Origin of the sequence: Ensifer soli, from assembly GCF_041928815.1 — a bacterium.
In the GTDB taxonomy this organism is placed as follows: domain Bacteria; phylum Pseudomonadota; class Alphaproteobacteria; order Rhizobiales; family Rhizobiaceae; genus JBHFEI01.
This window is the reverse complement of record NZ_JBHFEI010000012.1, coordinates 26,026-51,845: the sequence shown is the minus strand read 5'-3', so window position 1 is coordinate 51,845 and position 25,820 is coordinate 26,026. Positions and strand designations below refer to the sequence as shown.

General features: G+C 67.0%; 18 protein-coding genes. 5 read left to right on the top strand and 13 right to left on the bottom strand.

Annotation, left to right across the window (positions count from 1 at the left end; genetic code table 11):
- Positions 1-39: 39 nt before the first annotated feature.
- Positions 40-4,824 carry an NAD-glutamate dehydrogenase gene (locus ACEVQ6_RS17780; RefSeq protein WP_374890378.1) on the bottom strand — a complete coding sequence of 1,595 codons (4,785 nt, stop codon included), beginning with the start codon at positions 4,822-4,824 and terminating at the stop codon, positions 40-42.
- A 256-nt stretch (positions 4,825-5,080) separates the two neighbouring features.
- Between ACEVQ6_RS17780 and pdxY the strand changes: the two genes are divergently transcribed.
- Positions 5,081-5,968, top strand: coding sequence for a pyridoxal kinase PdxY (gene pdxY, locus ACEVQ6_RS17775; protein WP_374890377.1), 888 nt, complete (start codon positions 5,081-5,083; stop codon positions 5,966-5,968).
- 88 nt (positions 5,969-6,056) lie between these two features.
- Positions 6,057-6,701, top strand: coding sequence for a carbonic anhydrase (locus tag ACEVQ6_RS17770; RefSeq protein ID WP_374890376.1), 645 nt, complete (start codon positions 6,057-6,059; stop codon positions 6,699-6,701).
- Positions 6,702-6,769: 68 nt separating this feature from the next.
- Here the strand turns inward: ACEVQ6_RS17770 and ACEVQ6_RS17765 are convergent, their stop codons facing one another.
- Both ACEVQ6_RS17765 and ACEVQ6_RS17760 read right to left on the bottom strand, forming a co-directional pair.
- Positions 6,770-7,582 carry a lytic murein transglycosylase gene (locus ACEVQ6_RS17765; protein WP_374890375.1) on the bottom strand — a complete coding sequence of 271 codons (813 nt, stop codon included), beginning with the start codon at positions 7,580-7,582 and terminating at the stop codon, positions 6,770-6,772.
- Between the two features lie 187 nt (positions 7,583-7,769).
- Entirely contained in the window at positions 7,770-8,804 is a 1,035-nt protein-coding gene (locus ACEVQ6_RS17760) for an aspartate-semialdehyde dehydrogenase (RefSeq protein ID WP_374890374.1), read from the bottom strand.
- Between the two features lie 474 nt (positions 8,805-9,278).
- Between ACEVQ6_RS17760 and ACEVQ6_RS17755 the strand changes: the two genes are divergently transcribed.
- A complete protein-coding gene (locus tag ACEVQ6_RS17755; RefSeq protein WP_374890373.1) occupies positions 9,279-11,165 on the top strand; it encodes an MFS transporter in 1,887 nt (628 codons plus the stop codon).
- Positions 11,166-11,270: 105 nt separating this feature from the next.
- On the opposite strand, the gene ACEVQ6_RS17750 is transcribed toward ACEVQ6_RS17755, so the two are convergent.
- The 6 genes from ACEVQ6_RS17750 to mtgA form a co-directional block, all read right to left on the bottom strand.
- Positions 11,271-11,972, bottom strand: coding sequence for a phosphatase PAP2 family protein (locus ACEVQ6_RS17750; RefSeq protein WP_374890372.1), 702 nt, complete (start codon positions 11,970-11,972; stop codon positions 11,271-11,273).
- A 145-nt stretch (positions 11,973-12,117) separates the two neighbouring features.
- Positions 12,118-13,230 carry a 3-isopropylmalate dehydrogenase gene (gene leuB / locus ACEVQ6_RS17745; RefSeq protein WP_374890371.1) on the bottom strand — a complete coding sequence of 371 codons (1,113 nt, stop codon included), beginning with the start codon at positions 13,228-13,230 and terminating at the stop codon, positions 12,118-12,120.
- A gap of 97 nt (positions 13,231-13,327) precedes the next feature.
- Positions 13,328-13,735, bottom strand: coding sequence for a hypothetical protein (locus tag ACEVQ6_RS17740; RefSeq protein WP_374890370.1), 408 nt, complete (start codon positions 13,733-13,735; stop codon positions 13,328-13,330).
- 100 nt (positions 13,736-13,835) lie between these two features.
- Positions 13,836-14,021: a 50S ribosomal protein L32 gene (gene rpmF, locus ACEVQ6_RS17735; protein ID WP_374890369.1), complete on the bottom strand. Its 186-nt coding sequence runs from the start codon at positions 14,019-14,021 to the stop codon at positions 13,836-13,838.
- A gap of 156 nt (positions 14,022-14,177) precedes the next feature.
- Complete coding sequence (locus ACEVQ6_RS17730; protein WP_374890368.1) at positions 14,178-14,825, bottom strand: glutathione S-transferase family protein; 648 nt, start codon at positions 14,823-14,825, stop codon at positions 14,178-14,180.
- Positions 14,826-14,900: 75 nt separating this feature from the next.
- The gene (gene mtgA / locus ACEVQ6_RS17725) at positions 14,901-15,554 is read right to left on the bottom strand and encodes a monofunctional biosynthetic peptidoglycan transglycosylase (protein ID WP_374890466.1); all 654 of its coding nucleotides are present in this window, start codon (positions 15,552-15,554) and stop codon (positions 14,901-14,903) included.
- Between the two features lie 268 nt (positions 15,555-15,822).
- Between mtgA and ACEVQ6_RS17720 the strand changes: the two genes are divergently transcribed.
- Both ACEVQ6_RS17720 and ACEVQ6_RS17715 read left to right on the top strand, forming a co-directional pair.
- On the top strand, positions 15,823-16,737 hold the full coding sequence (locus ACEVQ6_RS17720) for a polyprenyl synthetase family protein (protein WP_374890367.1): 915 nt from the start codon (positions 15,823-15,825) through the stop codon (positions 16,735-16,737).
- A 320-nt stretch (positions 16,738-17,057) separates the two neighbouring features.
- Positions 17,058-18,533 carry a calcium-binding protein gene (locus tag ACEVQ6_RS17715; protein WP_374890366.1) on the top strand — a complete coding sequence of 492 codons (1,476 nt, stop codon included), beginning with the start codon at positions 17,058-17,060 and terminating at the stop codon, positions 18,531-18,533.
- Between the two features lie 295 nt (positions 18,534-18,828).
- Here ACEVQ6_RS17715 and ispG read toward each other — a convergent pair whose 3' ends face one another.
- From ispG to pyc, 4 genes are all read right to left on the bottom strand, one after another.
- Positions 18,829-20,082: a flavodoxin-dependent (E)-4-hydroxy-3-methylbut-2-enyl-diphosphate synthase gene (gene ispG, locus ACEVQ6_RS17710; protein ID WP_374890365.1), complete on the bottom strand. Its 1,254-nt coding sequence runs from the start codon at positions 20,080-20,082 to the stop codon at positions 18,829-18,831.
- Positions 20,083-20,186: 104 nt separating this feature from the next.
- Positions 20,187-21,374: an MFS transporter gene (locus ACEVQ6_RS17705; RefSeq protein WP_374890465.1), complete on the bottom strand. Its 1,188-nt coding sequence runs from the start codon at positions 21,372-21,374 to the stop codon at positions 20,187-20,189.
- A 46-nt stretch (positions 21,375-21,420) separates the two neighbouring features.
- A complete protein-coding gene (locus ACEVQ6_RS17700; protein ID WP_374890364.1) occupies positions 21,421-22,194 on the bottom strand; it encodes a DeoR/GlpR family DNA-binding transcription regulator in 774 nt (257 codons plus the stop codon).
- 151 nt (positions 22,195-22,345) lie between these two features.
- On the bottom strand, positions 22,346-25,801 hold the full coding sequence (gene pyc / locus ACEVQ6_RS17695) for a pyruvate carboxylase (protein WP_374890363.1): 3,456 nt from the start codon (positions 25,799-25,801) through the stop codon (positions 22,346-22,348).
- Between the last annotated feature and the right edge of the window lie 19 nt (positions 25,802-25,820).

Here is a 25,820-nt window from a genome sequence, read left to right as displayed (position 1 = left end):
GCTTGCCGGCGGCCGAGCCCGCCGTCCGCGCGGAAAATGTCATCTCCCCCGCGCCGGCGCAAGGTCGTTGAGGAGGCCGGCTGCGACGGTGATCTTCGCCAGCGTGGTTTCGCCCTTCTCGGTGAGCAACGTCAGCTGCTCGCCGATCTTCGCCACCCTCTCGCTGTCATGCGCGAGCCAGGAGCGGACCGGGTTGCGATCCTGCTTGTAGGTCGACAGCGCCGCGATGGTGACGTTGCGCCGGGCATTGGCGATGTCGCCGGTGCTGCGGGCAAGCGCCATCGCCTCGTACTGCTCCGTCGTCGGCACCCGCTCGGCGGCGACCAGAAGTTCGGCGACCTTCAGCGTCTCCGTCACGGCCGAGTAGGCCTCCGCCGTGCGCGCCAGCGTGACGCCGGTTTCCGCGGCGATCTGCATGATCTCGGGGACGATGATCAGCGCCGCCAGCCCGGCGATGTCGGTCGCGAGGTCTTCCGGAACGCCGTCGGCGATGAAGGCGGCCATGCGGGCCTCGATCTCCGCCAGCGTCCCCTGCGGCAGCGTCGGGCGCATGTCGGCCCGCAGCCGGTCCAGCGCCTTCTGCAGCGTCGCCACCGCCGTGTCGAGCGGCTGGCGCACGGCCTCGCTGCGCAGCATGCGCTCGGTGACCATGGCGAAGATCCGGCCGACCGCGTGGTAGAGCCGGTTCTGCACCAGGCCCGCGATCCGGTTGTCGAGCGCGTCGATGCGCGCATAGACCGCTTCCAGCCCGTAGCCGTCATGGACGAGCACGGCGGCCTTGACCACGTCGGCCGCGAGGAAGCCGGTCTGGTCGATCAGCGTCGAGACGAAGGCGGGGCCGCCCCGGTTGATCACCGTGTTGGCGAGAACCGTGGCGATGATCTCCCGGCGCAGACGGTGCGACTGGATCTCGGCGGAAAAGCCGCGATGCATCTTTTCCGGAAAGTAGCCGGCGAGTAGGCCGGAGAAATAGGGATCGTCCGGCAGGTCGGAACGGATGAGGTCGTCGAAGAGGGCGAGCTTGCCGTAGGAGAGAAGCACGCCGATCTCCGGCCGCGTCAGCGGCCTGCCGGCCTGGTAGCGCTCCGACAAGGCGAGGTCGTTGGGCAGCGTCTCGACCCTGCGGTTCAGCCGTCCTTCCGTTTCCAGCCGCGTCATCAGCCGGGCGAGCGCGGTGCGGTTGGCGCGTCCGTCCATCTCGGTGAGCGAGATCGCCAGCGACTGGCGGTAGTTGTTGGCGAGCACCAGCGCGGCCACCTCCTCCGTCATCGCCGCGAGCTGGCGGTTTCGCTTCTCGCGCGTCAGCCGGCCGTCGCGCATCGCCGTCGCCAGCGCGATCTTGATGTTGACCTCCATGTCGGACGAATTGACGCCGGCGGAATTGTCGATGGCGTCGGAATTGCAGCGCCCGCCATTGAGGCAGAAGGCGATGCGGGCGCGCTGGGTCATGCCGAGATTGGCGCCCTCGCCGATCACCTTCGCGCGCACCTCCTCGGCTGCGACCCGGATCGGATCGTTGGCGCGGTCTCCGGCCTCAGCGTCCGTCTCGGCGCCGGCGCGCACATAGGTGCCGATGCCGCCGAACCAGAGGAGGTCGACCGGGCTCCTCAGGATGGCGGAGAGGATCTCGAAGGGTGTCGCCTCGGCCTGGTCGAGGCCGATCGCCGCTTGTGCCTCGGGCGTCAGGCGCACGGACTTTTCCGTGCGGGCGATGATCATCGCCCCCGGCGACAGGGCGGCGCGGTCGTAATCCTGCCAGCTCGAGCGCGGCAGCGCGAACAGTCTCTGCCGCTCGGCGAAGGAGCGTTCAATGTCCGGATCGGGATCGATGACGATGTCGCGGTGGTCGAAGGCGGCGACGAGCCTGATCTGGCGCGACAGCAGCATGCCGTTGCCGAAGACGTCGCCCGACATGTCGCCGACGCCGGCCACGGTGAAGGGCGTCGTCTGGATGTCGATGTCCATCTCGCGGAAGTGACGCTTGACGGTTTCCCACGCACCCCGCGCGGTAATCCCCATCTTCTTGTGATCGTAGCCGGCTGATCCGCCGGACGCGAAGGCGTCGTCCAGCCAGAAGCCGGATTCCTGCGCCAGCGCATTGGCGGTGTCGGAGAAGGTCGCGGTGCCCTTGTCGGCGGCAACGACGAAGTAGGGATCGTCGCCGTCGAGCCGCGCCGTGTCGGCCGGCGGCACGACGTCGTTTCCGACGATGTTGTCGGTGATCGACAGCATCGTGCGGATATAGGTCTTGTAGGCCTCGGTGCCGGCGCGGAAGATCTCGTCGCGCGTGCCGCCGGCTGGGAGCTGTTTCGGATAGAAGCCGCCCTTGGCGCCGACCGGGACGATGACGGCGTTCTTCACCTGCTGCGCCTTGACGAGGCCCAGCACCTCGGTGCGGTAGTCCTGCGCCCGGTCGGACCAGCGGATGCCGCCGCGCGCCACACGGCCGAAACGCAGGTGGACGCCCTCGACCTCGGTGCCGTAGACGAAGATCTCGCGGAAGGGCCGTGGCTCCGGCAGGCCGTCGAGGGCGGTCGGATCGAGCTTGACGGCAAAGATCGCGGGCGGCTCGCCGCCGGCGGAACGCTGGAAATAATTGGTGCGCAGCGTCGCGCCGATCGCATTCAGGAAGCGCCTGAGGATACGGTCGTCGTCGAGGCTCGGAACGGCGAGCAGCGCCTCCTCGATCGCGGCCTGGAGCGTCGCGAGCCTGCGCTGGCGCGGCTTCTCCTCCGCCTCCGGGTCCATCCGGGCGAGGAACAGCCGGACAAGGTTGGCGGCGACTGCGGGATAGCGGGCGAGCGTGTCGGCGATATAGCCCTGCGAATAGGTGATGCCGGCCTGGCGCAGGTAGCGCGCATAGCTTCTGAGGATGCCGGCCTCGCGGGCGGAAAGGGAGGCGAGCAGGATCAGCCTGTTGAAGCCGTCATCCTCGATGAGGCCGTTCCAGACGGCGAGAAAACCGTCCTCGAGCGCCGGGAACAGCCGGTCGGGCGCGGATGCGCCGTCCCGGTAGAGGAGCTCCATGTCGTGCAGCACGAGGCTGCGCGTGCCTCGCTCCGGGTCAGCCAGCCGCAGCTCGTAGGTCTGTTCGCTGACGACGCTGAAGCCGAGGTTTTCGAGCAGCGGCACGCGGCGCGACAGCGACACCGCGCCGCCGGCATGGAAGATCTTCAGCTCGACCGCCTCGGCCCTGTCCTTGCGCTTTCGATAGAAGGCGATGCGGATCGGATCGTCCGTGCGGCAGGCGCGCATCGCCGCGAGGTCGCCATAGGCCTCCGCCGGGGTGAAGGCCGCCTCGTAGGCGTCCCCGCCCGCAAGCGCGACCCCGTCCTCGTGCGCCAGCGCCGCGAAGCGCTCGCCCCAGCCGGTGACGATGTCGCGGATGGCGCCCTCGAGCCTCGCCTGGGCGATGCGCGGCGTCTTGCCGCCCGACCGGCCGATGATGAAATGCACCCGCGCCAGCCCGCCTTCGGGAAAGGCCGGGTAATAGGCGGAGACGCGGCCTTCGTAGACGCCCTTCAGGTAGTCTCCGATCCGCTCGCGCACGGTGGAATCATACTGCTCGCGCGGGACGTAGACGAGGACGGAAACGAAGCGGTCGAAATGGTCGATGCGGGCGAGCACGCGCACGCGCGGACGGTCGCCGAGTTCGTTGATCTGCTCGCAGAAACCCGCAAGCAGGGTGGCGTCGATCTGGAAGAGGTCGTCGCGCGGGTAGGATTCGAGCGTGTTCATCAGCATCTTGCCGGAATGGCTTTGCGGATCGAAGCCGAAATGCTCGGTGACGCGGGCGAGCTTCAGGCGCAAGAGCGGGATTTCGGCGGCCGGCCTCGTATAGGCGGTCGAGGTGAAGAGGCCGACGACGCGGAGCTCGCCGACGACGTCGCCCGCGGCAGAGAAGCGCTTGATGCCGACATAGTCCATATAGGCGCGGCGGTGGACGACCGACTTGACGTTCGCCTTGGTGACGATCAGGAAGTCCGGCCCGTCGAGGAAGGCGACGATCTCCGGCGTCGTCAGCACGGCGTCCTTGCCGAAACGCAGCACCCGGACATCGGGATCGGCCAGAATGCCGAGGCCGCGCCCCTCGCCGCGCTCGACGGCGGCGTTCTCGCCCTTGCCGGAATAGGTGTATTCGCGCATGCCGAGGAAGGTGAAGTTGCCGTCGCTCAGCCAGCGCAGGAAGGCGAGGGCCTCGTCGCGGTCGGCCCTGCGCCGGCCGGCCGGGTGGTCCTCCAGCTCCCGGGTCGCCTGGGCCAGAAGGGCAGACATCGCGTCCCAGTCGTCCACCGCCTGGCGGACCTGGACGAGGACCTTGCTCAGCCTCTCGGCGAGCGCCAGCGCGTCCGCTTCCGACAGGCGGGAGAGGTGGATCTGGATATGGCTGACGCGGTTCGCCGGCGTGCTGTCCTCGTCCGGATCGAAGCGGCGGATCGGCGCGTTCTTTTCCATGACGAGGATTGGATGGATCGCGAGGTGAATGTCGCGATGCGTGCTCGTCACCTCGCCCATCACCGAATCGTAGAGGAAGGGCTTGTTGCGCCCGGTGACGCTGAGGACCGAGACCGGCGATCCGGCCGGCGCGACACCGTCGAGCACCGTGACCGAGACGCGCGGGCCGTTGCCGTCCCACTGCTTGAGCTCGGCTGCGGCATGGGCGGCGGTGTCGGCGAGCATGGGGGCGCTGTAGTGATCGAGATCGTCCTGGCTCGCACGGCCGAACAGGATGGCGGGGTCGAGCGCCGGCCCGCCCCTTTCGGCTACGGCCTGCCGTGCCGCCTCGATCAGCCGTTCGCGCTTCGGATGCTGTGCGTGTGCCATGGATGTTTCCCTTCGCGCCGGCCGTGCGGTTTCTTTCCGGTTTTGGTCGTCTCTGGAGCCGGTTTCGGCGATGTTAGCGACAAAATCCTATCGTTGAACTGCAATTTGAAGACAACCGGCGGCAGTCGCGAGAAATATATATGCCTTGCCTCCCATGCCGTCTGCGGAAGGCGATTCGCCGCGATCCGGTTGACAGGAGCGCGGCCGCCGCGCCATCTCACGCCTCGAGGTCGGTGCAAGAAGGGGTGGATTGTCGATGTCGGAGACTGCCAGCGGAGCGGCGCCGGGCGCGGTGATCGTCGTCTCGAGCCATGTGGTGCGCGGCACGGTCGGCAACCGCGCCTGCGTCTTCGCGCTCGAGACGCTCGGCCATCCGGTCTGGGCGCTGCCGACCGTCATCCTGCCCTGGCATCCCGGCCACGGGCGCGCGACGCGGCTGGTGATCCCGGAGGCGGAGTTCTCCGCGATGATCGACGACCTGCTTGCCGCACCCTGGATCGGCGAGGTGCGGGCGGTGCTGTCCGGCTATCTCGGCGCGCCCTACCAGGCCGTCGGCGTCGCGCGGCTTGTCGAGGGTCTGCGGCAGACGACGCCCGATCTCTTCTATCTCTGCGACCCGGTGATCGGCGATGTCGGCGGCCGCTACGTCCCCGAGGCGGTCGCGGAGATGATCCGGGACAGGCTGCTGCCGCTCGCCACCCTCGCCTCGCCGAACCGCTTCGAGCTCGGCTGGCTCTGCGGCGCCGAGCTCGCCACCAACCAGCAGATCCTCGATGCGGCGCTGTCGCTGGGGCCGCCGCAGATGCTCGTCACCTCGGCGGTCGCGATGATGAAGGGCGGCACCGGCAATCTCTATCTCTCGGGCCGTCACGCGCTGCTCGCCGAGCATCGGCTGATCGACGACCCGCCGAACGGCACCGGCGACCTGCTCTCCGCCCTGTTTCTCGCCCGGCTGATCGAAGGCGTGGGCGAGGAGAAGGCGCTTCAGCTGGCGACGGCGAGCGTGTTCGAGATTATCGCCCGCTCGACCGGGCGCGGCGCCGACGAGCTGACGCTCGAGCAGGACGCGGCGAGCCTTGCCCATCCGATGGCGATGGTGCAGATGCGCCGGCTGGTGCATCCCGGGCAATTCCGACGTGGCTGAGGCGGCGAGGCTGGCGATGTTGCGTCGCAACAGGTATCAAGGACCGACGCCGTAACCGGCGAAGAACGGATGTGAAAGGGGGTCACCGATGCAGCAGTTTCCCGAAGGCCTGCTCAAGGGCTATCGCAATTTCATGGATGGACGCTTCACCGAGCAGCACCAGCGCTACCGCTCGCTCGCCGAGACGGGCCAGAAGCCGAAGACGCTGGTCGTCGCCTGTTGCGACTCGCGCGCCGCCCCCGAGACGATCTTCGATGCCGGACCGGGCGAGCTCTTCGTCGTGCGCAATGTCGCCAACATGGTCCCGCCCTTCGAGCCGGACGGCCAGTACCACTCGACCTCGGCGGCGCTCGAATTCGCGGTGCAGTCGCTGAAGGTGACGGATATCGTGGTGATGGGCCACGGCCGCTGCGGCGGCATCCAGGCGGCGCTCGATCCGCAGGCCGAGCCGCTGTCGCCGGGCGACTTCATCGGCAAGTGGATGGGCCTGCTGAAGCCGGCGGCCGAGCAGCTCAAATTGACGAACGGGGTGATGACGCCGGGGGAACGCCAGCGGGCGCTCGAGCGGATCTCGATCCGCAACTCGATCGCCAATCTGAGGACCTTTCCCTGCGTGCAGATCCTCGAAAGCCGGGGCAAGCTCCAGCTCCACGGCGCCTGGTTCGATATCTCGACCGGTGAATTGTGGGTGATGGACACGAAGACCGGCGATTTCACCCGTCCGGGCATGTGATCCGCCGGCAGGTCCTCCAGCCAGGCGTGCCGCCGTCCGCTGCGGCACGCTTTTTTTATGTCGGCGGCTCAGCCGCCGTCGATCTCCGCGCCGATGATGGCGATCGCCTGCTGGTAGACGCTGGCGGCGTTCCAGCCCTGGATGGCACCGAAGTTCCCCTGCCCCGGCTGGTAGCCGGCACCGGCGCGCCAGCCATGGCCGCGCAGGAAATTCGCGGTCGAGGCGAGCGCGTCGGCAGTCGAGCGGACCATGTCGACATGGCCGTCGCCGTCGCCGTCGACGCCGTATTTCAGCACGTTCGCCGGCAGGAACTGCGTCTGGCCGATCTCGCCATGGGCGGCACCGCGGGCCGAGGGGCTGAGATCGCCGCGCTCGACCAGCTTCAGGGCCGCATAGAGCTGGTTGGTGAAATAGTCGGAGCGGCGGCAGTCATAGGCGAGCGTCGTCACCGCGGAGAGCGTGTGCTCCTTGCCGAGGAAATTGCCGAAGCCGGTTTCCATGCCCCAGATCGCCAGCAGCGGGCCGGCCGGCACGCCATAGCGCCGCTCGATGCCGGCGAAGAGCGCCGCATTCTGGCCTTTCAGCTTCTTGCCGCGGGAAATGATCGCCTTGGCGCCGCGCTTCTCCATGAAGGACGACAGCGACAGCTTGAAGCTCTTCTGCCCGCGGTCGGCGCGGATCGTCGCCTTGTTGTAGCTGACATTGCCGAGCGCCTTGTCGATCGTCCCACGGGAAATGCCGTTCGAGGCGGCTTCCTGGCGGAAATTGGCGACCCAGGCGTCGAAGCCGGCGGCGGTGTTGCCGCAGGCCGCCGCATGCGCGGGCGCGGCGATCAGCAGGCCGGCGACTGCGAGCGCGGCGCGGGAGAACCATTTCCTCATTTGCATCAATTACCCCATCGGTCTGACGATTCATCGAAATTTCGCGGCAGGATGCCAGTGTTCGCCGGGCCTGTCACCGCACGTTCGCGCGAGCGCGGCGCGATGTTTCACGTGAATCCAGCGTCGCACAAGCATGGAAGGACCCGCGCGGCGGTCGCCGCGCGGGTCGTTGACGGGTGTCAAGGGTTCAGGCGGCCTGCTTCTTGGCCTTGATCAGGCCGCGGGCGACGAGAAGCTCGGCGATCTGCACCGCGTTCAGTGCCGCGCCCTTGCGCAGGTTGTCGGAAACGACCCACATGTTCAGCCCGTTCTCGACGGTGGCATCCTCGCGGATGCGCGAGATGTAGGTGGCGTCCTCGCCGGCGCTTTCATAAGGGGTGACGTAGCCGCCGTTCTCGCGCTTGTCGATCACCTGGCAGCCCGGCGCCTCGCGCAGGATGTCGCGCGCCTGGTCGGCAGTGATCTCGTTCTCGAACTCGATGTTGACCGATTCCGAATGGCCGATGAAGACGGGCACGCGCACCGCGGTGCAGGTCACCTTGATCTTCGGGTCGAGCATCTTCTTCGTCTCGGCCAGCACCTTCCATTCCTCCTTGGTGTAGCCGTCCTCCATGAAGACGTCGATATGGGGGATGACGTTGAAGGCGATACGCTTGGTGAACTTCGTCGATTCGATCGGATCGGCGACGAAGACGGCGCGGGTCTGGTTGAAGAGCTCGTCCATGCCTTCCTTGCCGGCGCCGGAGACCGACTGGTAGGTCGAGACGACGACGCGCTTGATCTTCGCGAAGTCATGCAGCGGCTTCAACGCGACGACGAGCTGGGCCGTCGAGCAGTTCGGATTGGCGATGATGTTCTTCCGGGTAAAGCCCGTAATCGCATCCGGATTGACCTCCGGGACGATCAGCGGCACGTCCTGGTCGTAGCGCCAGGCGGAGGAATTGTCGATCACGACGCAGCCCTGCGCGCCGATCTTCGGCGACCACTTCTGCGACACCGCGCCGCCGGCCGACATCAGGCAGATGTCCGTGTCGGAAAAATCATAGTTCTCGAGGTTCTTCACCTTCAGCGTCCGGTCGCCGAAGGAGACCTCCGTCCCCTGCGAGCGCGCCGAGGCGAGCGCCACGACCTCGTCTGCGGGAAAACCGCGCTCGGACAGGATGGTCAGCATCTCGCGGCCCACATTTCCGGTGGCGCCGGCTACGGCAATCTTGAAACCCATGTCAGTCTCTCTCCTTGGACCTGTCTTTCTCTCCGCGGGCTGTTCGGGGGAAGCGACGGCGTGACCGTGGCTTCGCATCCCCGGCCATGCCGGGGAGAGAGCGGCGGGCCGGAGACGTCAGACGGTTTTCGTCGTCGTTTTGGCCGCTTTCATGCCGGGGCGGTTTTCGGCGCACGGGCCGTCGATCCGCCGTGAGGCGGCGCGATGACCGATTGCAGAAGAATGTGCCCGACGCATGATTCCGTTTCCTGAGACGGGTCGCAGTTACTCTCTTCTGTTGAAAAGTCAAGGCCGGGATTGACGGGCTTTCCTGCGCCCGCCCGCCTTCGACTAAAGTCATAAGCCGAAAGCATCGCTGCCTGCGGCTCTGCATTTCTGCCATTTTGTCGCAGGGCCCGTCCCGGTCGCCGGTCACGGAGGATCGCCGCATCGCGGGACGGGGGTGGCTGCCTTTCTGGAGTGGAGGATATCTGAATGGCACATGTGACGACGGCCGCCACGGGCAAGACCCGCGGCATGACCGGCGAGGAGCGCAAGGTTATCGTTGCGTCTTCGCTCGGGACGATCTTCGAGTGGTACGACTTCTACCTTTACGGCTCGCTGGCGATCTATATCGGCGCCGCCTTCTTCAGCCAGTATCCGGAGACGACGCGCAACATCTTCGCGCTGCTTGCCTTTGCCGCCGGCTTCCTCGTCCGCCCCTTCGGCGCGCTGGTCTTCGGCCGCCTCGGCGACCTCGTCGGCCGCAAATACACCTTCCTCGTCACCATCCTGATCATGGGCGTGTCGACCTTCCTCGTCGGCATCCTGCCGGACGCATCGACGATCGGCATCGCCGCGCCGATCATCCTGATCGTGCTGCGCATGCTGCAGGGCCTGGCGCTCGGCGGCGAATATGGCGGTGCCGCGACCTATGTCGCCGAGCATGCGCCGCGCGGCCGGCGCGGCTTCTTCACCTCGTGGATCCAGACGACCGCGACGGCGGGGCTGCTGCTCTCCCTGCTCGTCATCCTGCTGGTGCAGGTCGCCGTCGGCAAGGAAGCCTTCGCCGCCTGGGGCTGGCGCGTTCCCTTCCTGCTCTCCTGCGTTCTCCTCGGCATTTCCGTCTGGATCCGCCTGAAGATGAACGAATCGCCCGCCTTCAAGAAGATGAAGGAAGAGGGCAAGGGCTCCAAGGCACCGCTGACCGAGGCCTTCGGCCAGTGGAAGAACGCCAAGGTGGCGCTGCTCGCGCTGTTCGGCGCCGTCGTCGGCCAGGCCGTCGTCTGGTATTCCGGCCAGTTCTATGCGCTGTTCTTCCTGCAGAACATCCTGAAGGTGGACGGCCAGTCGGCCAACCTCATGGTCGCGGCCTCCCTCGTGCTCGGCACCGGCTTCTTCGTCTTCTTCGGCTGGCTGTCCGACAGGATCGGCCGCAAGCCGATCATCATGGCCGGGCTGCTGCTCGCCATGATGACCTACTTCCCGCTGTTCAAGGCGATGACCCACGCGGCGAACCCGGCGCTCGCCGAAGCGCAGGCGACGATCCGCGCCACCGTCACCGCGGCGCCGGGGGACTGCAAGTTCCAGTTCAACCCGACCGGCACGGCGAAGTTCACCACGTCCTGCGACATCGCCACCGCCTTCCTCACCCGCAACTCCGTTCCCTACGACGTCGTGCCCGGCCCGGCCGGCCAGCCGGCGACGGTCAAGATCGGCGACGCGACGGTGACGAGCTATGACGCGATCGCCGCCGGCGACCAGGCGAAGGCCATGGGCTCTGCCTTCGAGAAGCAGATCAACATGGCGCTGCAGGCAAGCGGCTATCCGCTGGTGCGCGGCACCGCCAAGGTGCCGGATGCCAAGCTCGACGGCTTCGTCGCCGCCAATCCCGAACTGTCGCTCGACCCGGCGGCGATCCGCGCCGGTACCTCGGAGACCCAGACGGCCGAACAGCTCGTCGCCGCCAAGCTGCTGACCGCCGACGAAGCGGCCGGCGTCAGCGACATGGCCGTCTACAGCGTGCCGAATGCCGGCACGTTCGCGATGGTCGCCGATCCGGCGCGGGTGAACTGGATCATCACGATCGCGGTCCTGACCGTGCTCGTCATCTACGTGACCATGGTCTACGGGCCGATCGCCGCGCTGCTCGTCGAGCTCTTCCCGACGCGCATCCGCTACACCGGCATGTCGCTCCCCTACCACATCGGCAATGGCTGGTTCGGCGGCCTGCTGCCGGCGACCGCCTTCGCGATGAGCGCGGCCCAGGGCGACATCTATTACGGCCTCTGGTATCCGATCGTCTTCGCCGGGCTGACGCTGGTGATCGGCCTCCTCTTCCTTCCGGAAACGAAGGATCGCGACATCGACGCGATGACCTGAGCCACCGCGTCGCACGACAGGCGAGAGACACAGACGAGAGACAAGGGGCCGGACGCATGCGTCCGGCCCCTTGTCGTTCTGGAGGGTTGTTTTCTCAAGCTTTCGTCAGGCGGCCGGCGGCTCCGCCTGGCTCGCCCTCTTCGGCCGCGGCCAGCCGGACGCATCGAGGCGGAAGAGCCAGTTGCGGCCGGCGAAGACGAAGGCGGTCATCACCGCCGTCCAGAGGCCGAGCAGAAGCCCGGCGGCGACGTCGCTTGGATAGTGGGCGCCGACGACGACGCGGGTGACGCCGATCGTCAGCGCTCCGAGCGCGAACAGGATGCGCAGCCGCGGCGCCAGCATGGAGAAGGCGCCGAAAAAGGCGCCGACGGCCGTCGAGTGACCCGAGGGGAAACTTTCGAACAGCCAGCCGCCGGCAAAGGGGGTGAGGCTGTAGGCGCCGTAGTCGGCGAAGAGTTCGGGCCGTGCCCGGCCGATCAGGAACTTCAGCAGGTGCACGATGGCGCTGGCGCTGCCGATCGTGACGAAGAAGTAGAGGGAGAGGCGGCGGGCGGTGCGCAGCTTCTGCGCCAGCGTGTCGCCGAGCGCGACGCGCGTCGCGATGTAGCCGACGATCACCAGCGTGCCGGAACCGTAGATCATCCAGGCGAAGGTGCCGAAATCGGTGATGCCGGCGTTGAAGGCGACGATCGAGGGCGGCAGCGCCTGGGCCCGCTGCGACAGGGTCGCATCGAAGGGCACGAGCGCGGCGACCAGCAGCACGGTCGCAAGCAGCAGCCAGGCGGATGAGGAGAGCGGTCGGTGCATCGGATCCCTTGCGGTGGAAGAGGCCGGCGGTCTCGCCGGGCGATGTCCGTGCATGTGTCGAGCGGCGCGCTCTTTTCAAGGCGCTGCGACAAAAGAACCCCGGAAGGCCCTGTAGCCTCCGGGGTTTGTCGTCATCGGTCTCGCCTCAGGCCGAAAGCGCCTTGAACTCGGCGAGGATCGCGTCGCCCATCTCGGTGGTGCCGACCTGGCGGGCGCCGTCGGCCATGATGTCGGCGGTGCGGATGCCGCTGTCGAGTACGGCGGAGATCGCCTTTTCCAGCGCGTCGGCCTCCGCGATCATGCTGAAGGAATAGCGCAGGCACATGGCGAAAGAGGCGATCATGGCGATCGGGTTGGCGATGCCCTTGCCGGCGATGTCGGGAGCCGAGCCGTGCACCGGCTCGTAAAGCGCCTTGCGCTTGCCGGTCTTCGGCTCTGGCGCGCCGAGCGAGGCGGAGGGCAGCATGCCGAGCGAGCCGGTCAGCATGGCGGCGACGTCGGAGAGCATGTCGCCGAAGAGGTTGTCGGTGACGATGACGTCGAACTGCTTCGGCCAGCGCACGAGCTGCATGCCGCCGGCATCGGCCAGCATGTGCGACAGCTCGACGTCCGGATAGCGCGCCTTGTGGGTGGCGGTCACCACCTCGTTCCAGAGCACGCCCGACTTCATGACGTTGCGCTTCTCCATCGAGCAGACCTGGTTGCGCCGCGTGCGCGCCAGCTCGAAGGCGACGCCGGCGATGCGCTCGATCTCGTAGGTGTCGTAGACCTGGGTGTCGATGCCGCGCTTCTGGCCGTTGCCGAGGTCGATGATCTCCTTGGGCTCGCCGAAATAGACGCCGCCGGTCAGTTCGCGCACGATCAGGATGTCGAGGCCCTCGACGACCTCGGGGCGCAGCGACGAGGCCGAGGCGAGTGCGGGATAGCAGATCGCCGGACGGAGATTGGCGAAAAGTTCGAGATCCTTGCGCAGCCGCAGCAGTCCTGCCTCCGGACGCACGTCATAGGGAACGGCATCCCATTTCGGCCCGCCGACGGCGCCGAACAGGACGGCATCCGCCGCCATCGCCTTCGCCATGTCGCCCTCGGAGATGGCGGCGCCATGGGCGTCATAGGCGCTGCCGCCGACGAGGCCCTCGTCGGTGACGAAGCCCGCACCCTTCTCCGCGTTCAGGAAGCCGATGATCTTGCGGACCTCCGCCATGGCTTCCGGGCCGATCCCGTCGCCGGGCAGGAGAAACACTGTGCGCGCTGTCATGGGGCGATCCCTTTGCGAATGTGTGAAATGCGGGCCCGTCTTAGCCGCCGCGCCCCCTCAGTTCAAGGGATCGGCCGTCCGGGTCCGGCCCCGACGCTCAGAGGCCGATCGAGACGTCGCGACCGGCCGCGCGCATCGAGATCGAGAAACCGGCGATGACGTCGATGAAGGCGATGAGCATCAGGATAAAGAAGATCTGCGTCGCCGCCTGGGGCACGAGCAGGAATTCGACGAGGAAGCCGATGAAGAGCAGCATCGACAGGAGATGGTCCATCAGCGTCTTGGAACTGGTGCGCGTGGCCTTCAGGATCTCGACGAACAGCAGGGCCAGCGCGACCACGATCAGGAGATCGCCGAGGTTCATCGTCCAGGTAGCGCCCGAAAGCATCGACAGCGCCATGATCTCGCCATCGAGCGCCGCAGTGCCGCCGGCGCCGAGGAGGCCGGTCATCGCCAGGTTGTAGAGGGCGAAGGGGACGAGCAGCAGCGGGATGGCGGCAATCATCGGATCTCTTTCCAGCGCGTGCGCGCGCACATGCAAAGGGCCGGAAAATCCGGCCCCTCGAAAGCATCATCGCATTCCGGCGAAAGAACGGCGCGTGGCGTTACGCATTTTCCTTCGGCGTCAGCACCTGGCGGCCGCGATACATGCCGGTCTTCAGGTCGATATGGTGCGGGCGGCGCAGTTCGCCCGAATTCTTGTCTTCGATGTAGGTCGGCGCCTTCAGCGCGTCGGCGGAGCGACGCATGCCGCGGCGCGACGGGCTCGTTTTTCTCTTCGGTACAGCCATGGTCTAGAACTCCACTTGTCGGTCCATGCCGGCTTCTGGCCTGTCAAGGCCGACAGAAACAGACATTCATATCGGGATTTGGCGCGGCTTATACATGCGTTGCACCCGCTTGGCCAGTCCCTCACAGGATTATTTCTGACGGTGGAGGGTGCGGGTTCAGACCTCGTCCTCCGGAACGATCCAGGGTTCCTTCAGCGCCGCGTCGTGCCAGAGGCGGAAGGCCGGATGATCCATCACCGCATCCATGTAGGCGAGCGTGCGCGGATCGTCGACCAGCCGGTAGGTGTCGAAGCGGGTGACGACCGGCGCGAACATCGCGTCCGCCGCGCCGAAGGCGCCGAAAAGAAACGGGCCGCCGGAGGCGGCAAGCGCCTCGCGCCAGATCGTCCCGATCCGCGCCACGTCGCCATCGACGTTCTCCGAGAGCACGATCCTTTCCTTCGGCCGGCGCAGGTTCATCGGGCAGGCGTTGCGCAACGCGCGAAAACCCGCCACCATCTCCGTGGAGATGCTGCGCGCGGTCGCCCGCGCCTTGGCGTCGCCCGGCCAGAGCCCGGCGTCGGGGTAGAGCTCGGCGACATATTCGATGATGGCGAGCGATTCCGAGATCCGCAGGTCGCCATGATGCAGCACCGGCACGCGGCCGGTCGGCGAGATCTCCCGGAAACGCGGATTGCCGGCCGGGAAATCGAAGGGAATGAGCGTTTCGGTGAAGGGAATGCCGGTCGCCGTCATCGCGAGCCAGGGGCGAAGCGACCAGGAGGAATAGTTCTTGTTGCCTATATAGAGGTGGAGGCCGGTCATCGAGACGTCCTTGGTGGCTGGAACGATCCGAGGATAGGCACGGCGCCCGCGGCAGGCCAATGAAAAGGCCTGATCCTACCCATAGATGCAGGTGATGAATTCGCCCGAGGCGCGGGCGCGGCGTTCGATCAGACCGGCGAGCCGCTTCATCCCCCTGCCCGGCTTGCTGGCGACGCGGGTGAAGGGATTGGGCAGGGAGACGGCGAGAAGGGCGGCCTGCTGGCGGCTGAGCCGTGCGGCCGAGACGCCGAAATGATGCTGGGCCGCGGCCTCGATGCCGAAGATGCCCGGGCCCCATTCCGCCACGTTCAGATAGATCTCCATCGTGCGCCGCTTGCTCCAGACGAGATCGGCGGCGAGCGCCAGCGGCAGTTCCATGCCCTTGCGCAGGAAGGAGCGTCCGTTCCAGAGAAAGAGGTTCTTCGATGTCTGCATGGCGATCGTGCTGGCGCCGCGCGTCGATTCGCCGTCGAGCGCGTCGTTGACGACGCCGCGAAGCTGCACCCAGTCGACGCCGCCATGGGAACAGTACTGGCCGTCCTCCGACATCATCACCGACTGCACCAGCGTCGGCGCGATGTCGTCGAGCGGCACCCAGCGCCGGTCGTAGCCGCCCAGCAGCACGACGTCGCGCAGCATCAGCGTCGAGACCGGGTGGACGAAGGACGGCGCGTAAAGCAGGATCAGCGCGTAGGGCAGCAGCACCAGCGCCACCGCGGCCAGCACCATCCGGCGCAGGTTCCGGCGCAGGAAGCCGGTCACGCCGGGTCTCCGCCCCGGTCGTTCCCCGCCGGCCGTGTCCGTCGCCGGCTCCGTGCCCGGTTCGCGTGTTTCGGGTTGGATATCCAAATGTCTCCCGCCTCAGTGCTGCCTTTCGTCTCATAGGGCATCGGGGCGCAAAGTTGAAGACGGTCCCGCCCCTCCCGACTGCGAATGGCCGCCCCCCGAACGCGCGATTGCCGTTGCCTGGGGCGGCCCGCCATGGCAAACAACCGCGATGACCGACACGATCACGCTCTTCCGGCAAAGACTGGCCGACAGCGCCCGCGCTGTCGAGGCCTGCCTTTCGGCAAGTCTCGCCGACCGGCCGGCCGAGGGCGAGCGGGTCCGCCCCGAGCGGCTGCTCGCGGCCATGCGCCATGCCGTGCTCAACGGCGGCAAGCGGCTGCGGCCCTTTCTGGTGATGGAGACGGCGGCGCTGCTTGGTGGCGATCGGCAAGCCGCTCTCCGGGTCGGCGCGGCGCTCGAATGCGTCCATTGCTATTCGCTCGTCCATGACGACCTTCCGGCGATGGACGACGATGCGCTGCGGCGCGGGCAGCCCACGGTCCATGTCAAGTTCGACGAGGCGACGGCGATCCTTGCCGGCGACAGCCTGCTGACCTTCGCCTTCGACCTGCTGGCGGCGCCGGAGACGCCTCTGCCGGATGCGGAGAAGACGGCGCTGGTCCTGGCGCTCGCCCGCGCCGCCGGTGTCGGCGGCATGGCCGGCGGCCAGGCGCTCGATCTCGCGGCGGAAACCGCGCCGCCCGGCGAAGAGGGCATCGTCACGCTTCAGGCGATGAAGACCGGGGCGCTCCTGCGCTTCGCCTGCGAGGCGGGCGCGATCCTTGCCGGGGCAGAGGCTGCCGAGCGCCTCCGGCTGCGCCGCTTCGGCGAGACGCTCGGCCTCGCCTTCCAGCTTGCCGACGACCTCCTGGATCTCACCGCCGACAGCGCGACGCTGGGCAAGGCGACCGGGAAAGACGCCGCGCGCGGCAAGGGCACGCTGGTCTTACTGCACGGCCAGGCCTGGGCGGAGCAGGCGCTCGAACGGCTGGTCGGCGAAGCGGAAGCGCTGCTTGCGCCCTACGGCACGCGGGCGGCGATCCTCGTCGAGGCGGCCCGTTTCGTCGCAAGCCGCACCCATTGACCCGACGCGACCGCGGCTTGCGGCGGCCTTGACGCATGTCCGGCCGAAGCGGGATCGCTTCGGCGTCGGACGATGCGGCACGAACAAAAGGAGAGGGCACGTTCGGTGGACCGAGATTCGCCGGACGTGCTCCAAGGTCCGGACGCCACATCCGATCCGGATCTCAACGGACACGCACCAGGACTGCGCGCCGCCGCCGGTAACCATCTTTCGGCAAAGAGGGGCCCGGATCGGGAATCCATCTTCCGCTTCCCGTCCGGCCGCAGTATCGCTGTTTTAGAACATAGTGGATAAATCGTTAAACACTTCGGGGGATTGCCATGACGGCGACGCTCATCAAGAACCTTGCCTTCAATCCCGCGACCGGCGTGTTCAGCGCGGACATCGTCGCGTCCATCTCGATGTATGTCGATCCGGTCACGCATTACATGTCGAAGGTCTTCTACTACGGGCTCGATTTCGACGGCGAGGTGCTGGCGAGCGGCGTCAAGGCAGGCACCTTCTCCTACAGCGGCAGCGCCGTGCTGAGCCAGGGCCTGCACAGGCTGAACTTCTTTGCCGGCAATTCGAAGAGCGGCGAAAGCGTGTCCTGGAATGCCGACATCCACAATTACACGCTCGCGGCGAGCGGGCAGGTCATCTTTGGCCAGGACAACAGCGCCGGGTCCAAGCATGTCGACTATGCCTTCGGCAGCGGCTATGGCGACGCCTTCTTCCTCGGCCAGAACGACGACTATGTCGAGGCCTTCGGCGGCAACGACTATATCGACGGCGGCACCGGCGCCGACACGATGCTCGGCGGGTCCGGCGACGACATCTACATCGTCGACACTTTCGGCGACATGGTGATTGAGCGGGCGAACGAGGGACGAGACACGGTCGAGAGCGCGATCAACTGGGCGCTCGGGCAGAACGTCGAGGACCTGAAGCTGACGGGGACAGGCTATGCCGCCCCGCATATCAACGGCACGGGCAATGCGCTTGCCAACCTGATCACCGGCAACGACGGCAACAACGTCCTGAGCGGCCTTGGCGGCAACGACACCCTGCGCGGCGGCGCCGGTCTCGACCAGCTCTTTGGCGGCGACGGCAACGATATCCTCGACGGCGGCACCTTCGCCGACCGGATGGAAGGAGGCGCGGGCAACGACACCTATTATGTCGACAATTTCCGCGACTCGCTCGTCGAGGCCGCCGGTGCCGGCATCGACCGAGTCTATTCCTCGATAGATTTCACGCTCGGCGACAATGTCGAGCACCTGACGCTGACGGACGCGCCGTCCAGCCTCACCGGCGCGCCGCCGGTCCGCGCCACCGGCAACAGCCTTGCCAACGAGATCGCCGGAAACAGCGTCGCCAACACGCTGCAGGGGCTCGGCGGCAACGACCAGCTCTCCGGCTTGGGCGGAAACGACCGGCTCGAGGGGGGCGACGGCAACGACCGCCTGAACGGCGGCCTCGGCCAGGACACGCTGATCGGCGGTGGCGGAAACGACGTCTTCGAGTTCCGGTCGGTGAAAGAGTCGCCCTACGGCATCGGCAATGCGGACCAGGTCAATGACTTCTCGGCGGGGGACCGGTTCGACGTTTCCGCCATCGACGCCAACGAGACGGTCGCCGGCAACCAGGCCTTCGTTTTCGATACCGACGGGATCTTCTCGGCCGGCGAGATCCGCCAGCAGACCGCCGGAAACATCACCATCCTGACCTTCAATACCAACAACGATCCGACGCCGGACATGATGATCACGGTCGTGGGCAACCTTACCTTCAACGCCGGCCATTTCTGGCTCTGAAGCAGGTCGCGCTCTCGGAGCATGCCCCCGTCAGCTCCGGGCCGGATGTGACGTCCGGACACCGCGTTGAAACAGAGAGATGAAGCATGTCCGGTGAACCAGCGTTCGCCGGACATGCTTCGGATACGGCAGTCCTGCCAGAGCATTTCCAGCCGAAACGTGATCGCGTCGGCGTCGAAGAATGCTGTAAACCTGCTTCAAGGTATTTTCAGCTGGGCGAGGATGGGCCACGCGCCGAGCGGCCGGTGGGGCGGGCCCGATCCGTCGTGAGCCGGAATCCGCAGTGGTTCGCTGGCTATTCGGCGGCGGCCTGCCCCGTGCCGAAGCGCTTCTCGATATAGTCGGCGAGAAGCGCCTGGAAATCCTCGGCGATCCGGGCTCCGCGCAGCGTCACCGCCTTCTGCCCGTCGATGAAGACGGGCGCAGCCGGGGTCTCGCCGGTGCCCGGAAGCGAGATGCCGATGTCGGCATGCTTGCTCTCCCCGGGACCGTTGACGATGCAGCCCATCACCGCGACCTTCAGCATTTCGACGCCCGGATATTTCTTCCGCCAGACCGGCATGTTGGCGCGCAGATCCTGCTCGATCGTCTGGGCGAGTTCCTGGAAGACGGTGGAGGTGGTGCGGCCGCAGCCCGGACAGGCGGCGACGACCGGCAGGAACTGGCGGAAGCCCATCACCTGCAGCAGTTCCTGCGCCACCTGCACCTCGCGGGTACGGTCGCCGCCGGGCTCGGGGGTAAGCGAGATGCGGATCGTGTCGCCGATGCCCTGCTGCAGCAGGATGCCGAGCGAGGCGGAGGAGGCGACGATGCCCTTCGTGCCCATGCCGGCCTCGGTCAGCCCGAGATGCAGGGCATGGTCGGAGCGGGCGGCGAGCATGGCGTAGACGGCGATCAGGTCCTGCACGCCGCTGACCTTGGCCGAGAGAATGATCCGGTCGCGGCCCAGGCCGATCTCCTCGGCGAGGGCTGCCGAGAGCAGCGCCGACTGCACGATCGTCTCGCGCATCACCTCCTGCGCGGTCAGCGGAAAGCCCTTCGCCTTGTTCTCGTCCATCAGCCGGGTCAGGAGTTCCTGGTCGAGCGAGCCCCAGTTGACGCCGATGCGCACGGGCTTGTCGTGGCGGATGGCGATCTCGACGATCTCGGCGAACTGCTTGTCCTTCTTGTCGCGGAAGCCGACATTGCCCGGATTGATGCGGTATTTCGCCAGCGCCTCGGCGCAGGCCGGGTGGTCGGCGAGCAGCTTGTGGCCGATATAGTGGAAGTCGCCGATCAGCGGCACGTCGATGCCGAGCCGGGCGAGGCGCTCGCGGATCCTCGGCACGGCGGCGGCGCTCTCGTCGCGGTCGACCGTCAGCCGGACGAGCTCCGAGCCGGCGCGGTGGAGGGCCGCGACCTGGGCGACCGTCGCATCGACATCGGCCGTGTCCGTGTTGGTCATCGACTGGACGACCACCGGGGCGTCGCCGCCGACGGTCACCCTCCCCACCCTGACGCCGACGGAAATCCGGCGCGGTTTCGGTTCGAAGTCAAACGTGGTCGACATGGCGATCGTGTCCGTGAGCGGTGCGTCCGCCCCTTCAGGTGGCGGATCATGCCGCCGCTGTCAACGGCATGGTCCCGGATCGCGGCGAATTGATGCCGGCCGGCTCAATGGCTCCGGTCGGCATGCACGGCGTGATGCGACAGCAGGAGCACTGCGAGGAAGAGGATCGGCACCGTCATGAACACCAGCGCGAAGCCGGTGTGTTCGGCGACAAAGCCGATCAGCGAGGGGGCGACGAGGATGCCGGAATAGCCCATCGTCGTTGCGACCGACATGCCGATGCCCGGCGCGAGCCCCGGCATGTTTCCGGCGGCGGAAAACGCGATCGGCACCATGTTGGAAATGCCGAGGCCGGCCAGCGCGAAGCCGAGGATGGCGATCCAGGCCGAGGGTGCCGCCCCCGCGACGACGAGACCGACGAGCGCGATCACCGTGCAGACCCGGAGCGTCTTCACGGCGCCGAAACGATCGCGGATATGGTCGCCGGCAAAGCGCATCACCGCCATGGCCGCGGAGAAGGCGGCGAAGCCGAAGCCGGAGGTCGCGACGCTGGCGCCGAGCTCGTTGCGCAGGTAGAGCGCGCCCCAGTCGAGCACGGTTCCTTCGGGCACCATGGAAAACAGCGCGATGATGCCGATCAGCCAGGGAAGCGGCGTCATCGGCAAGGCGAGCTTGGCCTTCTCGGCATCGGGATGCGGACCATCGGCAATGACGAGCGGCCAGGCGATCACCACGATGACGCCGGCTGCGAGCGTGACCGCCACCGCATGGATCATCAGCCCGAAGGATGCGATCAGCGGTCCGCCGATCGCAGCACCGATCAGGCCGCCGAGGCTCCAATAGGCGTGGCAGGACGACATGATCGCCCGCCGCATGCTTTTCTCGACCTCAACCGCGTTGGCGTTCATCGCCACGTCCATGGCGCCGACGAAGCCGCCGAGCAGGAACATCGCGGCGCCCGCCAGGTAGAGGCCGTCGACCGCCGTCATCAGAACCAGCATCGGGGTCAGCAGGACGGCGGTTGCCAGCATCACGACCCGCGAGCCGAGCCTGGCGATGGCGGCGCCGGCGATCGGCATCATCACCAGCGAGCCGATGCCGAAGACGAGCACCAGCAGGCCGAGCACGCTCTCGCCGATGCCGAGCCTGTCCTTGAATTCGGGAATCTTCGGCGCCCAGTTGCCGACGATGAAGCCGTTCATCAGGAAGAGCAGCGACACGGCAAGCCGCTCCCGCGGCATGTAGCCGGTGGCCGGGCGTGCCGGCGTGACGGTGTCGGACGACATGGATATTCCTCTCCTCAAGGGTCCGCGGGCGGGCCCGGTCTTCTGTTCATGGTCAGGAAGCGCGGGCGCGGCGGACGTCGACCCCGAGCGCGGCGATCGCAAGGGTCTCGTCTTCCGGCGCATCCGCCTCGACGATCAGGTGGCGGCAGCGCGCGAGCGGCACGACGCCGAAGGGCGCGCGCAGGCCGAATTTCTCGTTGGTCGCCGCGACGATCAGGGTGCTGCTGCGCAGGGCGACGGCGCGCTTGAACGAGGCATCCTCGAAGTCATGGGCGGAGATGCCGGCATCGCGCTCGACGCCGCAGGCGCCGAGGATGCAGAGATCGGGATTGAGGCGCTCGATGTCGGCGAGTGCCTTGGTGCAGACCGCGGCGCCGACGCGCCGGTTGATCTGGCCGCCGACGAGAATGATCTGCACATCCTGCTTTTCCATCAACGCCGCCGCGATCAGCGGCGTGTTGGTGGCGACGGTGAGGCCGGCATGGTCGGGGATGGCCGCGGCGATCGCGAGATTGGTCGACCCGGCATCGATGAAAAGCGTCGATCCCGGCGCAATCAGCGTTGCGGCCTCCTTGGCAAGCGCGCGCTTGCGCTCCGGATCGGCAAGCACACGTTCGGCGAAGGGAGCCCCGGTCGCGTTCGCCGGCAGGGCGCCGCCATAGACGCGCTGGCAAAGGCCGGCGGCGGCCATGTCGCGCAGGTCGCGCCGGATCGTGTCCTCGGAAACGAGGAACGTCCGGGCGAGGTCGGCGGCGAGCACCCTCCCCTCCAGCTCAAGCTGCTGGCGAATGCGGTCCTGGCGCTGCTGGACGAGAAGATCGGTCATCAAATCGGCACGAACGTGTATGAATCGGTACAAACATGCATAGACGATTCGTCGTGGCGGTCAAGCTGCCGGGATCGTAAAAACAGAACGGCCGGGCGATGGCCCGGCCGTTCTGTTTTCGTGATTCCGGCAGAGATGAGCCGGCGGCGGATCAGCCGAAGACGATGAGCAGGTCCTTGGTGTCGATCTGGTCGCCGGCCCTGACGAGAACCTCGGCGATCGTGCCGTCCTTGTCGGCATGCAGCGCCGTTTCCATCTTCATCGCCTCGATGGAGAGAAGCACGTCGCCGGCCTTGACGGCCTGTCCGGCGGAGACGGCGACCGTCGAAATGACGCCCGGCATCGGCGCTCCGAGATGCGCGCCGTTGCCCGCATCGGCCTTGCGGCGCACCTGCGAGGTCGCCGCCCGGTTGCGGTCCGGCACCTTGATCAGGCGAGGCTGGCCGTTGAGCTCGAAGAAGACCTTGACCATGGCCTGCTCGTCCGGCTCGCTCTTGGCCTGGTGGAGGATGACCAGCGACTTGCCCTTCTCGATCTCCGGCTGCAGTTCGGCGCCGGTTCCCAGCCCGTAGAAATAGGCGGGCGTCGGCAGGACGCTGACCGGGCCGTAGGTGTCGGCGGCCAGCGCATAATCGGTGAAGACCTTCGGATACATCAGGTAGGAGGCGAACTCGAAATCGTCGACCTTGCGCTCCAGCTTGTCCTCGATCGCCTTGCGCTCCGCCTCGAGATCGGCCGGCGGCAGCAGCGAACCGGGCACGGCGGTGTAAGGCGTGTCGCCCTTCAGCGCCTTCTTCTGCAGCGCCTCCGGCCAGCCGCCCGGAGGCTGGCCGAGGTCGCCCTTCAGCATCGAGACGACGGAGTCGGGGAAGGCGATGTCCTTCGCCGGATTCTCGACGTCGGCGACGGTCAGGTCCTGGGAGACCATCATCAGCGCCATGTCGCCGACCACCTTGGAGGACGGCGTCACCTTGACGATGTCGCCGAACATCTGGTTGGCATCGGCATAGGCCTGGGCGACCTGGTGCCAGCGTGTCTCCAGCCCGAGCGAGCGGGCCTGTTCCTTGAGGTTGGTGAACTGGCCGCCGGGCATTTCGTGCAGATAGACTTCCGAGGCCGGGCCCTTGAGGTCGCTCTCGAAGGCGGCATACTGGTTGCGCACCGCTTCCCAGTAGAAGGAGATGCGGCGGATCCATTCGGGATCGAGGCCCGGATCGCGCTCGGAACCGCGCAGCGCCTCGACGATCGAGCCGAGGCAGGGCTGCGAGGTGTTGCCGGAAAAGGCGTCCATCGCCGCGTCGACCACGTCGACGCCGGCATCGACGGCCGCGAGCACGGTCGCCGCCGCGATGCCGGACGTGTCGTGGGTGTGGAAGTGGATCGGCAGGTCGGTCGCTTCGCGCAGCGCCTTGAACAGGACCTTCGCCGCCGCCGGCTTCAGGAGGCCGGCCATGTCCTTGAGCGCGATCATATGCGCGCCGGCCTTTTCGAGCTCGCCGGCGAGCGTGGCATAATATTTGAGGTCGTATTTCGGCCGGGCGGCGTTGAGGATGTCGCCGGTGTAGCAGATCGCCGCCTCGCAGATGCGGTTCTCCTCGGCGACCGCCTCCATCGAGACGCGCATGTTGTCGACCCAGTTCAGGCAGTCGAAGACGCGGAAGACGTCGATGCCGCCCTTCGCCGCCTGCCGGACGAAATATTTCACCACATTGTCGGGATAATTCTTGTAGCCGACGCCGTTGGCGCCGCGCAGCAGCATCTGCAGCAACAGGTTCGGCGCGTCCTCGCGCACCTTGGCGAGGCGCTCCCACGGATCTTCCGTCAGGAAACGCATGGAGACGTCGAAGGTGGCGCCGCCCCAGCATTCGAGCGAGAAGAGGTTCGGCAGCGCCCGCGCATAGGTGCCGGCGATGCGGGCGATGTCATAGGTGCGCACGCGCGTCGCCAGCAGCGACTGGTGGCCGTCGCGCATGGTCGTGTCGGTCAGCATCACCTGTGTCTGCGCCCGCAGCCATTGCGCAAACTTCACCGGACCGAGTTCATCCAGCTTCTGCTTGGTGCCGTCGGGAATGGCGCCGTCGATGAAGGGGACCACCGGAAGGGCGGCATCGGCATTGGGCTTCGGCCGGCCCTTCGCCTCCGGATGGCCGTTGACGGTGACGTCGGCGAGGTAGGTCAGCAGCTTGGTGGCGCGGTCCTGGCGCTTGACCTGCTGGAACAGTTCCGGCGTCGTGTCGATGAAGCGCGTCGTATAGCTGTTGTCGCGGAACTTCGGATGGCTGATGATCGCCTCGAGGAAGGTCAGGTTCGTCGCCACGCCGCGGATTCGGAACTCGCGCAGCGCCCGGTCCATGCGCGCGATCGTCTCCTGCGGGTTCGGCGACCAGGCGGTGACCTTGACCAGCAGCGGGTCGTAGAAGCGGGTGATGACGGCGCCCGGATAGGCGGTGCCGCCATCGAGCCGGATGCCGAAGCCCGAGGCGGAGCGGTAGCCGGTGATGCGGCCATAGTCGGGAATGAAGTTCTGCTCGGGGTCTTCCGTGGTGATGCGGCACTGCAGCGCGTGGCCGTTGAGCCTGATGTCCTCCTGCCTCGGCACGCCGGATTCGGGCGTGCCGATGGCAAAGCCGTCGAGGATGTGGATCTGCGCCTTGACGATGTCGATGCCGGTGACGACCTCGGTGACCGTGTGCTCGACCTGGATGCGCGGATTGACCTCGATGAAGTAGAACTTGCCGGTGTCCATGTCCATCAGGTACTCGACCGTGCCGGCGCCGACATAGTTTGTCGCGGCGGCGATGCGGGTCGAATAGCCGGCGAGCTCCTGGCGCTGCGCCTCCGTAAGGTACGGCGCCGGCGCGCGCTCGACGACCTTCTGGTTGCGGCGCTGGACCGAACAGTCGCGTTCGTAGAGATGCACGACATTGCCATGGGTATCGCCGAGCACCTGGCTTTCAACATGGCGGGCGCGCTCGACCAGCTTTTCCAGATAGACCTCGTCCTTGCCGAAGGCGGCCTTCGCCTCGCGCTTGGCTTCGGTCACCTCGCGGATCAGGTCCTTCGGGTCGCGGATGGCGCGCATGCCGCGCCCGCCGCCGCCCCAGGAGGCCTTGAGCATCACCGGATAGCCGATCTCGTCGGCGAGGCGCCTGATCTCGTCCGCATCGTCCGGCAGCGGATCGGTCGCGGGCACGACCGGAACGCCGATCTCGATGGCGAGGTTGCGGGCGGCGACCTTGTTGCCGAGCCGGCGCATCGTGTCGCCGGTCGGGCCGATGAAGATGATGCCGGCCTCGCGGCAGGCGTCGACGAATTCCGGGCTTTCGGAGAGAAGGCCGTAGCCGGGATGGATGGCATCGGCGCCCGAAAGCCTGGCGACGCGGATGATCTCGTCGATCGACAGGTAGCTCTCGATCGGCCCGAGATCGCGGGACAGATGCGGGCCGCGGCCGATCTGGTAGCTCTCGTCCGCCTTGAACCGGTGCAGCGCCAGCTTGTCTTCCTCCGCCCACACGGCGACCGTCTTCAGGCCCAGTTCGTTCGCGGCGCGAAAGACGCGGATGGCGATCTCGGAACGGTTTGCGACAAGGATCTTGGAGATGGGCAAGTCGGACTCCTCAAGGTCT